The organism is Streptomyces sp. NBC_01235 (assembly GCF_035989285.1).
GTDB lineage: Bacteria > Actinomycetota > Actinomycetes > Streptomycetales > Streptomycetaceae > Streptomyces.
Genome location: NZ_CP108513.1, coordinates 7664308 through 7679532 on the forward strand (window position 1 = coordinate 7664308; position 15225 = coordinate 7679532).

The 15225-nt window shown below is 71.1% G+C and carries 16 protein-coding genes and 1 pseudogene; 9 read left to right on the top strand and 8 right to left on the bottom strand.

The features are described from left to right. Window positions 1-121 precede the first annotated feature (121 nt). From OG289_RS34615 to OG289_RS34630, 4 genes are all read left to right on the top strand, one after another. Window positions 122-1369: a L,D-transpeptidase gene (locus OG289_RS34615; protein ID WP_327317975.1), complete on the top strand. Its 1248-nt coding sequence runs from the start codon at window positions 122-124 to the stop codon at window positions 1367-1369. A 169-nt stretch (window positions 1370-1538) separates the two neighbouring features. Beyond that, window positions 1539-2786 carry a L,D-transpeptidase gene (locus OG289_RS34620; protein WP_327317976.1) on the top strand — a complete coding sequence of 416 codons (1248 nt, stop codon included), beginning with the start codon at window positions 1539-1541 and terminating at the stop codon, window positions 2784-2786. Window positions 2787-2944: 158 nt separating this feature from the next. Continuing rightward, window positions 2945-3712: an enoyl-CoA hydratase/isomerase family protein gene (locus OG289_RS34625; RefSeq protein WP_327317977.1), complete on the top strand. Its 768-nt coding sequence runs from the start codon at window positions 2945-2947 to the stop codon at window positions 3710-3712. A 288-nt stretch (window positions 3713-4000) separates the two neighbouring features. Then, a complete protein-coding gene (locus OG289_RS34630; protein WP_327317978.1) occupies window positions 4001-4504 on the top strand; it encodes an ATP-binding protein in 504 nt (167 codons plus the stop codon). A 93-nt stretch (window positions 4505-4597) separates the two neighbouring features. On the opposite strand, the gene OG289_RS34635 is transcribed toward OG289_RS34630, so the two are convergent. From OG289_RS34635 to OG289_RS34645, 3 genes and pseudogenes are all read right to left on the bottom strand, one after another. Continuing rightward, window positions 4598-5749, bottom strand: a complete 1152-nt coding sequence (locus OG289_RS34635) for a hypothetical protein (protein WP_327317979.1) — start codon at window positions 5747-5749, stop codon at window positions 4598-4600. 416 nt (window positions 5750-6165) lie between these two features. After that, window positions 6166-6375 carry a hypothetical protein gene (locus OG289_RS34640; protein ID WP_327317980.1) on the bottom strand — a complete coding sequence of 70 codons (210 nt, stop codon included), beginning with the start codon at window positions 6373-6375 and terminating at the stop codon, window positions 6166-6168. 41 nt (window positions 6376-6416) lie between these two features. Continuing rightward, window positions 6417-6604: pseudogene (locus OG289_RS34645) on the bottom strand (hypothetical protein); the annotation flags it as partial. Between the two features lie 225 nt (window positions 6605-6829). Here OG289_RS34645 and OG289_RS34650 point away from each other — a divergent pair. Both OG289_RS34650 and OG289_RS34655 read left to right on the top strand, forming a co-directional pair. Beyond that, window positions 6830-7630 (top strand): polysaccharide deacetylase family protein, encoded by an 801-nt coding sequence (locus OG289_RS34650; RefSeq protein WP_327317981.1) that lies wholly within the window; start codon window positions 6830-6832, stop codon window positions 7628-7630. After that, window positions 7630-8826 (top strand): YncE family protein, encoded by a 1197-nt coding sequence (locus OG289_RS34655; RefSeq protein WP_327317982.1) that lies wholly within the window; start codon window positions 7630-7632, stop codon window positions 8824-8826. The genes OG289_RS34650 and OG289_RS34655 overlap by 1 nt, the downstream gene beginning before the upstream one ends. A 25-nt stretch (window positions 8827-8851) precedes the next feature. Here the strand turns inward: OG289_RS34655 and OG289_RS34660 are convergent, their stop codons facing one another. Beyond that, complete coding sequence (locus tag OG289_RS34660; protein ID WP_327317983.1) at window positions 8852-9502, bottom strand: GNAT family N-acetyltransferase; 651 nt, start codon at window positions 9500-9502, stop codon at window positions 8852-8854. A gap of 171 nt (window positions 9503-9673) precedes the next feature. Here OG289_RS34660 and OG289_RS34665 point away from each other — a divergent pair, with 171 nt between their 5' ends. Next, window positions 9674-9886: an EF-hand domain-containing protein gene (locus OG289_RS34665; protein WP_327320896.1), complete on the top strand. Its 213-nt coding sequence runs from the start codon at window positions 9674-9676 to the stop codon at window positions 9884-9886. A gap of 57 nt (window positions 9887-9943) precedes the next feature. Here OG289_RS34665 and OG289_RS34670 read toward each other — a convergent pair whose 3' ends face one another. Continuing rightward, window positions 9944-10690 (bottom strand): ABC transporter ATP-binding protein, encoded by a 747-nt coding sequence (locus OG289_RS34670; RefSeq protein WP_327320897.1) that lies wholly within the window; start codon window positions 10688-10690, stop codon window positions 9944-9946. Between the two features lie 54 nt (window positions 10691-10744). Beyond that, window positions 10745-11689, bottom strand: a complete 945-nt coding sequence (locus OG289_RS34675; RefSeq protein WP_327317984.1) for an AraC family transcriptional regulator — start codon at window positions 11687-11689, stop codon at window positions 10745-10747. Window positions 11690-11791: 102 nt separating this feature from the next. On the opposite strand from OG289_RS34675, the gene OG289_RS34680 reads away from it, so the two are divergent. Then, window positions 11792-12799: a zinc-dependent alcohol dehydrogenase family protein gene (locus tag OG289_RS34680; protein ID WP_327317985.1), complete on the top strand. Its 1008-nt coding sequence runs from the start codon at window positions 11792-11794 to the stop codon at window positions 12797-12799. A gap of 81 nt (window positions 12800-12880) precedes the next feature. Next, window positions 12881-13543, top strand: coding sequence for an NADPH-dependent F420 reductase (locus OG289_RS34685; RefSeq protein WP_442818999.1), 663 nt, complete (start codon window positions 12881-12883; stop codon window positions 13541-13543). Here the strand turns inward: OG289_RS34685 and OG289_RS34690 are convergent, their stop codons facing one another. Together OG289_RS34690 and OG289_RS34695 are read right to left on the bottom strand one after the other, a co-directional pair. Continuing rightward, complete coding sequence (locus tag OG289_RS34690; RefSeq protein ID WP_327317986.1) at window positions 13544-14086, bottom strand: MOSC domain-containing protein; 543 nt, start codon at window positions 14084-14086, stop codon at window positions 13544-13546. Between the two features lie 274 nt (window positions 14087-14360). Then, window positions 14361-15026 (bottom strand): hypothetical protein, encoded by a 666-nt coding sequence (locus OG289_RS34695; RefSeq protein ID WP_327317987.1) that lies wholly within the window; start codon window positions 15024-15026, stop codon window positions 14361-14363. Window positions 15027-15225: the final 199 nt, after the last annotated feature.

The following is a 15225-nucleotide window of genomic DNA, read 5'->3' on the forward strand; positions in this document are numbered from 1 at the left end:
TGGGAAAAGAGCGCGCGGTGTCCCGCCGCGGCTCCCCGTCGCGTCGTCCTCCCCCCATTTCTGCCCAGAGCGGCCCTCGCACTCACGTTTCCCCGGGGCGTGCCCGGTCGTTGGGTACCCCGTGAGGCACGTACATGGGCGCGCACGGCGCGCGGGGGTCGCATTGGCCGCCGTACTGACATGGGCAGGACTACTGGCCGGGGCCGCCGGCTGCACCGGCGGCGACAGCCGGAGCGGCATCGACCGGATGCTCGGCAAACCGCTGGCCCCCGAGGACGTCATCCGCGTCACCCCGGAGGACGGCACCAAGGGCGTGCGGCCCGGACAGGAGCTGCGGGTGAGGGTGCCGGACGGGCGGCTGGAGTCGGTGAAGGTCGTCCGGTCGCAGGACGCGCAGGAGACCGAGGTGCCGGGCAAGGTCGCCGCGGACGGCCTGAGCTGGCGGCCGGACGACGACCGGCTCGGGCTCGCCGCCCGCTACACGGTCGACGTCGTGGCCCTGGACGGCGACGGCAACCGCTCGGCCCGGCACACCACGTTCGCCACGTACGTCCCCGAGGAGCGCTTCATCGGCTACGTCACCCCCGAGAACCGTTCCACCGTCGGCACCGGCATGATCGTCTCGCTGGAGTTCAACCGGGAGATCGAGAACCGGGCCGCGGTCGAACGCGCGGTGCGGGTCACGGCCGAGCCCGCGGTGGAGGTCCGGCCGCACTGGTTCGGCGACACCCGGCTCGACTTCCGTCCCGAGCGGTACTGGGCGCCCGGCACCCGCGTCACCGTCGCGCTCGGCCTGCGGGACGTCGAGGGGGCGCCCGGCGTCTACGGACTCCAGAAGAAGTCGTTCTCCTTCACCGTCGGCCGCAGCCAGGTCTCCCTGGTGGACGCGGCGAAACACACCATGCAGGTGCGGCGCGACGGCGACCTGCTGGCCACCGTGCCGATCACCGCCGGGGCGCCGAAGAACACCACCTACAACGGCAAGATGGTGGTGACCGAGATGCTGGAGCTGACCCGGATGAACGGTGCCACGGTCGGCTTCAGGAAGGCGAACGGCAAGGGCGAGTACGACATCCCGGACGTGCCCCACGCCATGCGGCTGACCAGCTCGGGCACCTTCCTGCACGGCAACTACTGGGCGGAGGAGGAGGCCTTCGGGAGGGTCAACCTCAGCCACGGCTGCGTGGGCCTGAGGGACGTCAAGGGCGGCGGCTCGGACACGCCTGCGGGCTGGTTCTTCGACCGCAGCCTCGTCGGGGACGTCGTCGAGGTCGTCCACAGCAAGGACAAGCAGGTCGCCCCCGACAACGGGCTGGGCGGCTGGAACCTGAGCTGGCAGGAGTGGATCGCCGGCGGCGCCGTGAAATGACCTCGTTCCCGGTGCAACCTTCCCCGCGTTCCCAAGGTCCTAGTTGGGACTGAACGGTGACAATCTTGGCCCGTCCAGGCCGTTGACCTTGTGGTTAATATGCGGCGAACGCGGGGGACGCGTCGCGGTGCGGGCCTGGGCAGGGCCCGGGGGAGTGGGGAGAACGACTTTGAACGTGCGACCGATATCGGGGGCGTCGGTTGGGAGGCGCCCGCACGGCCGCAACAAGCGGTTGGCGCTGATCGCCGGAGGGCTGCTGCTGGCCGTCACGGCGTGTGGTGGCGGGGACTCGGACTCCGGGGCCGACGCCAAGGACGTGGGCGACAAGGGGGCTTCCGCCTCCGCCGAGAGCAAGCAGTCGGAGGCGGTCGTCACGATCGCCCCGAAGACCGGTGCCAAGGACGTCGACACCAGCGGCACCCTGAAGGTCACCGCCGCCAAGGGCAAGCTGACCGAGGTCACCGTCAAGGACACCAAGGGCAGGAAGATCGACGGCACGATCTCGGCCGACGGCGCAGGCTGGACGCCCGCCACGCACCTGGCCGCGTCCACCGCGTACCAGGTGCATGCGGTAGCCAAGGACTCCGAGGGCCGGACGGCCGCCGAGGACTCGTCCTTCACCACGCTGAGCCCGCAGAACACCTTCGTCGGCAACTTCACGCCCGAGGACGGCTCGAAGGTCGGTGTCGGGATGCCGTTCTCGGTCAACTTCACGCGCGGCATCACCAAGCCGGACGACGTCGAGAAGGCCATCAAGATCACGACTGTGCCGGCCGTCGAGGTCGAGGGCCACTGGTTCGGCAACGACCGCCTGGACTTCCGTCCCGAGAAGTACTGGAAGGCCGGCACCAAGGTGACGGTCGAGCTGAACCTCGACGGCGTCGAGGGCCGCAAGGGCGTCTACGGCAAGCAGTCCAAGACGGTGTCCTTCACCATCGGCCGCAACCAGGTGTCCGTCGTGGACGCCAAGAAGCACACGATGATGGTCATGCAGGAGGGCAAGGTCGTCAAGTCCGTCCCGGTCACCACCGGCAAGCCCGGCTACGCGACCTGGAACGGCCAGATGGTCATCAGTGAGAAGTTCACGGTGACCCGGATGAACGGCGACACCGTCGGCTACGACGGCGAGTACGACATCAAGGACGTCCCGCACGCCATGCGGCTGACCAACTCCGGCACCTTCGTGCACGGCAACTACTGGGGCGGCGACGCCTTCGGCAACTACAACGCCAGCCACGGCTGCATCGGCCTGCGGGACGTGCGCGGCGGCTACGACAGCGACGTGTCGGCCGCCTGGTTCTTCAACCACTCGATGGTCGGCGACGTGGTGGTCGTGAAGAACTCCACCGACCCGACGGTCGACCCGGCCAACGGCCTCAACGGCTGGAACATCTCGTGGGCGGAGTGGAAGAAGTAACGCTCTCCCCGACGGGCCCGGTGCTGTGACATACGGCACCGGGCCCGTTGTCGTCAGTGATGGTGCTGTGCCTGCCTGGGGACCAACCCCCACACCCCCGGCCGGACGTGACCGACCGCACTGGCCCTGTTGCCGTTAGTCCCCGTTAACCTGCTGCCATGACCGTGAATCTCGAAGTCGCCGAAGGCGTCGGCACGATCCGCCTCGACCGCCCGCCCATGAACGCGCTGGACATCGCCACCCAGGACCGGCTCAAGGAGCTCGCCGAGGAGGCGACCCGTCGTGACGACGTACGCGCGGTCGTCGTGTACGGCGGCGAGAAGGTGTTCGCGGCGGGCGCGGACATCAAGGAGATGCAGGCGATGGACCACACCGCGATGGTCCTGCGCGCCCGCGCGCTGCAGGATTCCTTCACGGCGGTGGCCCGTATCCCCAAGCCGGTCGTGGCGGCCGTCACCGGATACGCGCTGGGCGGCGGCTGCGAGCTCGCGCTGTGCGCGGACTTCCGCATCGCCGGGGACAACGCCAAGCTGGGCCAGCCGGAGATCCTGCTCGGGCTGATCCCCGGCGCCGGCGGCACCCAGCGCCTGGCCCGGCTGGTCGGCCCCTCCAAGGCGAAGGACCTCATCTTCACGGGCCGGATGGTGAAGGCCGACGAGGCGCTGACCCTGGGTCTGGTGGACCGGGTGGTCCCGGCCGCCGACGTGTACACGGAGGCGCAGGCCTGGGCGGCGAAGCTGGCGCAGGGTCCGGCGATGGCGCTGCGCGCTGCGAAGGAGTCGATCGACACCGGTCTGGAGACGGACATCGAGACGGGCCTGGCGATCGAACGGAACTGGTTCGCGGGCCTGTTCGCGACCGCCGACCGTGAGATCGGCATGCGCAGCTTCGTGGAGGAAGGCCCCGGCAAGGCCAAGTTCCTGTGAGCGAGGTCTCCTTCGATTTCCCCGGAATCACTTGCAGTTGACGGGATGTCTCATCCGGGTCCCTCGATGGGGCGGTTCACGGGAGCCTTGAGGCGACCTTGGGTCTGCCCGGTCGAGGGGGCCTGCCGATTGCCTCCGGACGAGCCGTCATCGCAGGTCGGTCGTGGTTCGGTGGGCAACTGACTGCCGCTGGCATATGCCGATCGAAAGGTGCGGAATGACAGGTTCCGGGGGGTGTATTCCGTAGGAACGGCCCCGGAGGGGACTCCGGGCGGCCATGATGGGGGCATGGCGGGGCTGGAGGGCATCGAACAGCCGCGGGGACAGGGCCGTGCGACCGCGGCGCGCTGGTCGCCTGCGGTCGAGGACGAACGGGCGCTCAAGGCGCTGGAGTTGTTCGGCAACCCGACGGAGGGCGAGGTTCCGCTCCCGTCCCGCCCCGAGTCCGCCGCCACGGCCCGCCGGCTGGTCCAGGTCGTCGTTCTGCGTCAGTGGGGACTGACCCCCAAGATGACGGAGGACGCGGTCCTCCTGGTCTCCGAACTCGTCGGCAACGCCGTACGCCACACCGGCGCCCGGGTCTTCGGGTTACGCATGCGGCGTCGGCGCGGCTGGATCCGCGTCGAGGTCCGCGACCCCTCTCGGGGGCTGCCCTGTCTGATGCCGGTCCAGGAGTTGGACGTCAGCGGGCGGGGTCTGTTCCTCGTCGACAAGCTGTCCGACCGGTGGGGCGTGGACCTGCTGCCTCGGGGTAAGACGACGTGGTTCGAGATGCGGGTCGCCGACCGCTAGTGCTGTGACCGGGAGAGTTCGCCGGGTTGGTGTTCATGGCTCGTGAACCGGCCACGGCACGGGTCGGACCGGCGGAAGGGCGAACAACGGAACTCAGCGCAGCGATGGATGCGCCTCGTGGCGTACGGTCCACAGCTCCGGATCCATGTTCTGTTTCTGGACCCCGACAATGCCCAACCGCCCTCCGGCAACGAGAGCCAGGACTCCCGCGACCGCACCAAGCGCCAAACCCAGCCCGTACGGTACGGCGCCGACCAGGTAGGGGACGGCGGTGAGGGCCGCGACCGCCGCGATGAGCAGGGTCCGGGCATGCACCTTTGAACGGAACCGAGATGGGCGGGGAAGCGGTTCGACGGCGAGCCCGGTGTCGGTCTCGCGCACCGGCGCGGCATCGTCGCGCAGCCAGGACTCCCAGTCCTGCTGTGCCATCAGGCCCCAGACCACGTGGCCGGTGTCGGCGACGAAGGCGGCGGAAAGCCTGCGCTGTTTGTCCGTGCCCGCGATGTCCTTCCACCGCGTGGGCCAGCACAGCCAGCCGGTGTGGCCGGACAGTTGGGCGGCGGCGTGCGACAGGTGCTTCTCACCTATCGGTATCCGGAAGTTGTCGCCGGACATGGATTTGAGCCGGATGGCATCTTGCCCGTCAGCACCGCCCTCAGGCAGCAGGTCGACGTAGTACGAGCTGGTGGTCATGACGCTGCCGACACCCATTCCGGTGGGCCGCCGGTACTCCTCCCGCACCGGGGTGCCGAACCGGACGCGCACCGCATGCACACTGCCCGCGGCGGCGTCCTCCTTGAGCATCCGCTGCGCGGCCCCGAGTTGGTCGGTGAGCAGACCGGTCGCATACAGGGACATCACGACACCGAAAAACAAGGTGAGACCGCAGTAGGCACTACCGAAGACCGACCCGCCCTCCCCGTAGGCGGCACGAGCGGCGGCGAACGGGGCCCAGACGGTGAGGTAGGCCGCGCCGACGTGCCCCCAGTCGCGGCGTACCGTCCCCAGCGTGGCGGGTATCCCCTCCCGCGCTGCAGCGGCCGGCAGTTGCTCCACGGGCGGCGCCGCCCGGACAGCCAGCAACCAGCCAACGGCGAGCAGGGCTGCCAAAGCCAATGGCACCAGGATGTCCAAGCGCGGGGCGACCGCGTCGTACCGCACGACCGCCGAACCCCACGCGACGGCCGTGAACAGCAGCGCCGCCCCGCCCAGAGCGGTGGCGAGCGGAGTGGAACGGTGCCGCATGCGGCCTCCCCCTGACCGTGGCGTGAACATGCTGTAAGGCACGAGGGAGATTACGCGAAGAGATCAAGGTTCTGGAAGGGCCGGTCCGAACGCCGTCACGACTGCTGGAGTGCTCACTCCCTCTCCCCAGTCGGACCACGGCCCCGGACTGTTGGGCGACGAACACCAAATCGGCAGGCATACCCAGTCAAGGCACGATCCGCCTCATAGGACCACGAGCCCAGGGCACGGATGTCGGAGGGCGACGATGGAAGGACCGCGGATACGCCTCGGCAGCGACGACGCGTGGCTGGAACTCACTCAGACCGGTGGGGCAGCCGGCGGGTCACCGCAGATGGGTGCTCCTCGCTGACAGCCGACTTCACCGCGTACCTCAGCACCGAGGAGACCGTGGACTTCGCGGCGCGGATGCTCTCCTACCTGCGCGCGCCGTCGGGTGGACGCTTCTCCGCAGCAGTGACTTCCGGCCGCAACAATCCGCCGACGCCGAGCGCCGAGCCGTCGGGGGCGGTTTCGCCTTCTTCGTGCGCCTGACTCCCAACGGTGACGACGACGTGTGTCACTTGCAGATGGAAATCGATCCGATCGACGCCTTGGTACTTCGTGACGTGTTCGATGCGCTGCACGCGTCACTGGTGCGCCGACCGCCTGGATCGCCGGCTCTTGGTCAGGCTGCTGGGCTGAGGGGGCGTCCACCCCACCGGATGCCTTTTCGCTGCGGATGCGGGCCCGTTCGCGGCGTTGGGCGGCAAGGACTTCGGGGTGGCCGGCGTTGGCGTTGCGCCGGCGGAGGCAGGCATGCGGGGCCCGGGTCTGCGACAGGTGGTTGCGGTGGTTGGAGTTGGCGATGGTCCACGATCTGCTGCAGCCTCTGCCCTTCCTGGTCGGTCGACCCACGCACACGGACAGGCTCAGCCACCAGCCCCCCAGCCGTCGGAGCGGACGTCACCGTCCATCCAACCGCTGAGACCGCCAACCCGGCGAACCATCCCGGTCAAAGCACTGGGCAGTGCCTCGCCGGGGAGGCGCCGGACCGGCCGGTTGCGTCAATGGCCGGAATCGCGGCATATCACCCCTTAAATGGTGTGGGTGACCACATCCGACCGTCGTTCCGTGCTGCGGGCGGGCGCCGGGCTCGTCGCCGGGGGTGCGTTCGCGGCCGCGTGCTCGCCCTCCGGGTCCGCCTCCGGTGCCGTCGCCGCCCACCATGCCCCGACCTCCGTGACCCCTGCCGCCGCCACCTCCCCGAGCCCAGCCCCCGCCCCCCGCGCCTACCCCGGGCAGCCCGTCCAGATCACCCACGGTCCCCGTGACCGTCCCCGGGTCGCCCTCACCTTTCACGGACAGGGTGAACCCTCCGTCGCCCGGGCGCTGCTCGGGGAGGCCGAGCGGCGCGGTGCCCGGGTCACCGTCCTGGCCGTCGGGACCTGGCTCGACGAACATCCCGACCTCGCCCGCCGCATCCTCGACGGCGGCCACGACCTGGGCAACCACACCCAGCGCCACCTGGACATCAACGCCATGTCCGCGGCGGACGCGGCGGCCGAGATCACCCGCTGCGCCGAGCGGCTGCGCAGGCTCACCGGGTCCATCGGGACCTGGTTCCGCCCCTCCCGCACCCCCCGCGCCTCCCCGCTCGTCGAGACGCTGGCCCGCCGCGCCGGCTATCCGCACGTCCTCTCCTACGACGTCGACTCCCTCGACTTCACCTCGCCCGGGGCCCCCGCCGTCACCCGCAACGTCCTCGGCGCGGTCCGGGGCGGGTCCGTCGTGAGCCTGCACTGCGGGTACGCGGACACGGTCGCCGCGCTCCCCGCCGTCCTGGACGCACTCGACCGCCGCGGACTGCGCGCGGTCACCACCACGGAGCTGATCGGCTGATGCACCGCAACCTCGTGAAAAGCGCCCTGCTGGCCGGCGCCGCGCTCGCCGTCCTCGCCGCCTGCGGCACCGGGAGCAAGGTCGGCGCGGACCGGGACGGCTCGGACAGCGCCACCCGGGCCGCCGCCCCCGCACCGGCGAAGAAGGCGCGGAAACCGGCCGTCGACGGTCTGCCCGGCATGCCGCCCGTGCTCGACCCGAAGGACGTCTACGCCGCCGACCGCCCGGGCAAGCTCTCCCCGGTGGTCAAGGACTTCCCGTCCCGGGTCTACGTCCCCAACACCGAGTCCGACACCGTCTCCGTCATCGACCCGAAGACGTACGAGGTCGTCGAGACCATCCGGGTCGGCCGCCAGCCGCAGCACGTCGTGCCCTCCTGGGACATGAAGACGCTGTGGGTCAACAACGACCGCGGGCACACCCTCACCCCCATCGACCCGAGGACCGGGAAGGCCGGCAAGCCGGTCGACGTGCACGACCCGTACAACCTGTACTTCACGCCCAACGGCAGATACGCCGTCGTCATGGCCTCCCTCGACCGCGAACTCGTCTTCCGCGACCCGCACACCATGAAGCGGATCAAGACGGAGCCGGTCACCTGCTACGGCGTCAACCACGCCGACTTCTCCCTCGACGGGAGGTACTTCATCGTGTCCTGCGAGTTCAGCGGTGAGCTGCTGAAGGTCGACACCGAGAAGATGAAGGTCGTCGGACAGCAGAAACTCCCCTTCAAGGGCGCCATGCCCCAGGACGTGAAGGTCTCGCCCGACGGCAAGCGGTTCTACGTCGCGGACATGAAGGCCGACGGCATGTGGATCGTCGACGGCGACACGTTCGGCGAACCGCGGTTCCTGTACACCGGGAAGGGCTGTCACGGGCTGTACGTCAGCCGCGACTCCCGCGAGATGTACGTCTCCAACCGGGGCGAGGGCACCGTCTCCGTCTTCGACTTCACCAAGAACGCGCTCACCAAGAAGTGGCGCCTGCCCGACGGCGGCAGCCCCGACATGGGCGGCGTCTCGGCCGACGGCAAGGTCCTGTGGCTGTCCGGCCGTTACGACGCCGAGGTGTATGCCATCGACACCCGCACCGGACACCAGCTCGCCCGCATCAAGGTCGGCAACGGTCCGCACGGCCTCGCCGTCTACCCGCAGCCCGGCCGCTACTCGCTCGGCCACACGGGCATCTTCCGCTAGGCACTCCGGGGGAAGCGCCACCCCTTCAGGGCGCTGCCGGACCGGAAGCGGGGATCAGCAGGATCTCCGCGCCCACCGGTACGTACCCCGCCGCCTGGAACGCCCGTACGCTGCGGGCGTTTCCCGGGGCGACCTGGGCCCAGACCGGCTCCGTGGCCACGTGGCGGGCCGCGGTGACCAGACGGCGGCCGAGGCCCCGGCGCAGTCCCGGCTCCTCGACCTCGACCGACACCTCCAGCCGGCCGCCGATACCGCGCCCCATGACCAGGATCCCGCCGGCCGCCGCCCAGGCCCGCACTCCGTCGCGCCGGCGCCGGGCGTAGCGGATCCGGGGATGGTCCCGTTCCTCGATCTCCCGCAGCGGCAGAAGGGGCTCGCCGGGCAGGGGGGCGCCCACCAGCATCGTGTCGATCGTCTCGGCCGTACGCCCCGTGCGCTCCATGAGAGCGGCCAGGAACCGCGGGTTCATGGACGCCGACAGCGGATCGGAGTCGACACCGCGCAGCGCCCCGTACACCCAGTCCGGGTCCTCGTCGACGAAGACGACCGAGTGCGCGGTGAAGGAGAGGACGCCCGCCTCGCGGGGGGAGGGCTGGGGGACGACGGTCGTCCGGCCGTCGGACGGCGGGAACACACCGTGTGCGGCCGCGTCGAGAATGTCCCGCAAGTCGCCCATGACCGTGCTCCTCGATCTCCGCCCGCGGCACGGCCCACAAGCACACTCCCACCGGGCTTCGGGCGCTCCCGGACGGCCGCTGCGCCGCGCGCTCACCAGGGCCGTTAATCTGACCTGCGTCAGTAGAACAGCAACGTACGACCGCAAGGCATGACGAAGAGGGGCGGATCGGTGGCCGACATCGAAGAAGCGCGCAAGCAGTTCCAGCGGATCGACACGGACGGTGACGGCTTCATCACCGCGGCCGAGTTCAAGACCGCCCTGGCCCAGGGGGGCGACTGGAACGTCACCGAGTCGGTCGCCGAGGCCATCATCAAGAGCCGTGACCTCAACGGCGACAAGGTTCTCTCGTTCGACGAGTTCTGGGCCCACCTGAACAAGTGACGTGAGCCGGGAGGGGGGCACCGCGTTGCGGGGTGCCCCCCTTCGCCATGCCGCGCGTCAGGCCGGCCGGTCGATGCGCACGCTCCAGCGGCCCCCGTGCCGTTCCAGCACCAGCGGCAGGTCGAAGCGCTTCCCGACCCGGTCGCCGGTGAGGACCTCAGGGGCGGGGCCCTGGGTGAGGGTGCGGCCGTCGCGCAGGAGGAGGGCGTGGGTGGTGCCCGCGGGGAGCTCCTCCAGGTGGTGGGTCACCAGGACGGTCGCCGGCCGGGGATGTGCCCGGCGCAGCGAGTCCAACGCGTCGAGCAGACGCTCGCGGCCCGGCAGGTCCAGGCCGGTCGCCGGTTCGTCCAGGAGCAGCAGCCTGGGCTCGGGCTCCCCCAACTCTCGGCTTCGCTCGAGCCGGGAGGTACCCCCATGCGCGCGGGCAATCGGGGTCCGGCCGCGCTGCCCCTGCGAGAGCGTGGGCCGGCGTGCCGTGCGGTGACCGGAGAGGCCGAGCGTGTCGAGGTGCCGGTCGGCCTGCGCCTCCTGCTTCGGAGTGGGGCGCCAACGGGGCAGCAGGGCAACGGAGTTGGTGAGTCCGGTGAGGACGACATCCCTGACCGCCAGCGGCGCGGACGGCGCATGGCGGGGATCGACGTGTCCGACGTACGCCCGCAGCTCCCGGACGTCAACCCGGCCGAGCCGGCGGCCCAGTACCTCCACCGTGCCCCGGGTGGGGTGCAGGAGGGCGCCGAGCAGGCCGAGCAGGGTGGATTTTCCAGCCCCGTTGGCCCCGAGGAGCGCCCAGTGCTCGCGCCACAGGAGAGTTGGTCTCGGGGCGGGAGCCGGCGGATCCGTTCGCGGGGTGGGCGGTCCTCAGGGCCGCAGTGCGACCGCGCCCGGGGCGGTCCGGCGCCGGTACTGTCCCGGCGCCACCCCGTACTCCCGCTTGAACGCCTTGGCGAAGGCGAATTCCGAGGTGTAGCCGGTGTGTTGGGCGACCTGGCGCAGGGGCAGGTCGTCCGCGCGCAGCAGCCGGCCGGCGGTCGTCATCCGCCACCACGTCAGATAGGTCAGCGGCGGCTCGCCCACCAGGGCGGCGAACCGGCGGGCGAAGGCCGCGCGGGAGAGGCCGCCCTCGGCGCCGAGTTCCTCCACGGTCCACGGGCGGGCCGGGTCGCCGTGGATCGCGCGCAGGGCCGCCGAGACCGCCGGGTCGGCGAGCGCGGCCGCCCAGCCCGCCGCCCGCCCGGCCCCCCGCTCCTGCTGCCACCAGGCGCGCAGGATGTACAGCAGCAGGGTGTCCAGGAGCGCGGTCACGATGGCGTCCGAACCGGGGCTGCGCTCGTCCAGCTCCATGCCCAGCAGCTCCACCGCCGCCCGCAGTGAACGGTGCGTGCCGACCCGGGCGGGCAGGTGCACCACCTCAGGCAGCTCGGCCAGGAGACGGTGGGCGCGGCCGCGGTCCAACTGGTAGACGCCGCACATCATGACGGTGTCCGCGGGCGCCGACTCCCCTTCCGCGGGCGGCTGTTCGCGCCAGCGCCCGTCGGGGTCCACCTTCACCTCCTCCACGGGTACGTCGAGCCCGCTGGCGAGCGCGTGTCCGTGCCCGTGTGCCAGGAACACCACGTCTCCGGCCGCCAGCGCCACCGGCTCGCCCGTCGCCGGGATCAGCCACGCCGACCCGCGCAGCAGCACATGGAACCCGGCCCCGTTCGAGGCCCCGAACCGGGTCCCCCAGGGCGCGAACTTGTCCCGTCGGGAGGAGTGCGGCCGCCCGGTGCGCATCGCGGCGACGGCGTCGCTGAGTACGTCCATGCCGACACCGTAGGCCTTTTGAGCGGGGAGCGAGACGCATGGACAGGAAACCGATACCGAGAGACATGGATCGTCTCGCCCTGCCCCCCTAGCGTCGACGGCATGACAACTTCCTCAGCAACTTCCGCTCGCGCGGTGCTCTTTCACGAACTCGGCGGCCCCGACGTCCTCACCGTCGAGGAGGTGGAACTGCCCGCGCCCGGCCCGGGAGAGGTGCTCGTCCGTGTCGAGGCGCTGGCGCTCAACCGGGCCGAGGCCCTCTTCCGCTCGGGCGGCTACTACTACCAGCCCACCCTGCCGGGCTCCCGCAACGGCTATGAGGCGGCCGGCCATGTCGAGGCGGTCGGCGAGGGCGTGACCGCCTTCGCGCCGGGCGACCCGGTGCTGTCGGCGGGCAACTTCGAACTGGGCGCGCACGGTGTCTACGGCGACCGGGTCCTGCTGCCGGAGACCTCGCTCGTCCCGCGTCCCGCCGGCACCGACCCCGTCACCGCGGCCGCCGTCTGGCTGACCTACACGACCGCCTACGGCGCCCTGGTCGAGCGGGCCGGGATGAGCCCCGGCGACCGCGTCCTGATCACCGGCGGGTCCAGCGGGGTGGGCACGGCCGCGATCCAGGTCGCCCGCCGGGCCGGCGCCGTCCCGATCGTCACCACCCGCACCGAGGCCAAACGGCAACGCCTGTACGACCTGGGCGCGGAGCACGTCGTCGTCAGCGACGACGAGGACGTGGTCAAGGAGACCCGGCGGCTGACCGGAGGGCAGGGCGTGGACATCGTCCTCGACGCGATCGGCGGCGCCGGCTTCGCGGCCCTGGGCGAGGCGGTGGTGCAGGACGGCACCCTGGTCAGCTACGGCTGGCTGGACCAGCAGCCCATCCTGCTGCCCCGCCGGTGGCCGCTGACCGTGCACGGCTACGCCAACTTCGTGGTCACCGGCATCCCGGACGGCCGCCGCCGCGCCGCCCACTACATCGGCTCAGGCCTCGCCGACGGCACGCTGCGCCCGGTCGTCGCCGAGGTCTTCGACGGCCTGGACCGCATCCGGGACGCCCACCGCCTGATGGAGTCGAACACGCACACCGGAAAGATCGTCGTGCGGGTGGAATAGCCCGCCGGCGACCGGGGTTGACGCCGACAGGATGCATGCACGTGCATCGATTCTATCGATCCCCGGAAGGCAGGGCCTGTCATGAAGATCGGCATCATCGGCGCGGGCAACATCGGCGGCAACCTCACCCGGCGCCTCACCGCCCTCGGCCACGACGTCTCCGTCGCGAACTCCCGAGGCCCGCACACGCTCACGGAACTCGCCGAGGAGACGGGAGCGACCCCCGTGGCCGTCGAGGAGGCGGCGCGCGGCGCCGAGGTCGTGGTGATCACGATCCCCGTGAAGGCGGTGCCGAACCTGCCGTCCGGCATCCTGGACGGCGCGGCCGACGACGTCGCCGTCATCGACACCGACAACTACTACCCGCAGCAGCGCGACGGCCGGATCGCCGAGATCGAGGACGAGGGCATCACGGAGAGCCGCTGGACGGAACGCCGGATCGGCCACCCCGTGATCAAGGCGTTCAACGGCACCTACGCCCAGGACATCCTGGACCGCCCGCTCCCCGCCGGCGCCCCCGACCGGATGGCGCTCCCGGTGGCCGGCGACGACGAGGCGGCGAAGGCGAAGGTACGCGCGCTCATCGACGAACTCGGCTTCGACACCGTCGACACGGGCGGCATCGACGACTCCTGGCGCCAGCAGCCCGACACCCCCGTCTACGGTCTGCGGGCCGGTGTGGACGAGGTGACCAAGGCGCTGGCGGAGGCGAGCCCGGAACGCCCCGCGACGTTCAGGGCGTAGCTACACGATCTCCAGGGGCCGGTGCGGCCCGTCCGGCAGCTCGACCGTGATCGAGTCCCCGGGCCGCACCACGCCCCCGCTCAGCACTACGCTCATGATCCCGGCCCGGAAGTCCGGGCGGCCGTCCGCGTCCCGGCCGACGACCTGCTTCAGCAGGCCCTTCTGGAAGTCGTCGATCTGCGCGCACGGGTTCCGCAGCCCGGTCACCTCGAGCACGGCCTGCGCCCCGAGCCGCAGCCTCGTCCCGACCGGCAGCCCGAGCAGGTCGATCCCGCGCGTGGTCACGTTCTCGCCCAGCTGCCCGGCGGTCACCTCGAACCCGGCGGCCCGGACCTCCTCGAACAGCTCCTCGTGAATGAGGTGGACCTGCCGCAGGTTCGGCTGCGAGGGATCCTTCTTCATCCGCGACCGGTGCTTCACCGTGGTCCCGGAGTGCACGTCCCCCTCCACCCCGAGCCCGGCGACCAGGGTGACGCTGTCACGGTTGGGCTTGGTGAAGGAGTACGTGCCGTTACTGCTGACGGCGCTTATCGATCCATTCATGATCTGAGTCTCCCCCGGGGGCCGTCACCAAATCGACGTCGAGGCATGTGGCGTTCGGCGGTGCCCTCCGTGGGCCCGAGGTCGGTCACGGTGCGACGGTGGCTGAGCCCGGCGGCCACCAGGATGATCACCTCGACCTCACGGGGGCTCGGCGTCTCCTTCGGTGCGGGGACGCCGAACGGCCCGATCTGCCGGTCCTCGGGCCGCCCGGGATGCGGCAGGTGCCGGGCTTCGGCTTGCCCGTGGTTTTCGGGGACTTCTTGCCGACGGCCGGTCACCGATGGTCTCTGGGCCACGGGGCCGACGTGGCGGCGGGGGTGGTCGTGGGCCGCCGGTCCGCGTCGCACTGTCGCGGATCCGACGGCGGGAACAGCCTGTACGCGCCGATCCGGTCGGTGCCGAACTCCACGTCCGCGGTCGTGGGGGAAGTCAAGTGGCCGATGTCTTCCGGCAGTTCGGCCTCGGTCAGGCGCGCGCCCGGGTACGCCGCCATGAGGACGCCGGTGCAGGCGTCGCGTTCCGCGGCGGAAAGGCCGGGAGGGAAGCCGATGGCGCGGTCCTCGCTTCCGTCGGTGACCAGCCGGTAGCGCAGCACGGACGTCATGTCCGTCCCCGTTGTCGTGGCGGTGAGCTCCCAGAACTCGACCTGGACGCGGATCGGTTCGCACAGCGGCCCGCCGTCGTTCGTGCCACGCGAGCGGATCACCACGGCCGCGTCCTTGTCGGCCGCGCTCTCGTCAGCCCCTTCGCCCGCCGTGGCCCCGGGGAACGACACGGTGGAGCGCAGCCACCGCGCCTGCTCCCTCAGCGACCAGCCGTCGGTCTCGCGGCAGCCGGCGGCTTCCGTGCCGTCGGCCGTCGCCGAGCAGCCGGCCGTCAGCAGCGCGACAGCCGCCACCAGTGACATCAGCGACCCGTGTGCGGGATGGGGCCTGGACATGGTCTCCCTCGGCCGGAGCGGGCGAGGTGCGGACACCTCGCGGAGTGGGCGGGTGCAGTCTTCGCGGGCCGCGCCGTCGGCCGGGGTGCCGGAAAGGGCCATGTGGCCGACTTGTGATCAGCGGAGGCCGCCGGTGTCCGGCGGTGCCCGTGCCGTCCGTCTCGTGGCAGGAGCCCGGAGATGCGAGCGATGAGACGGG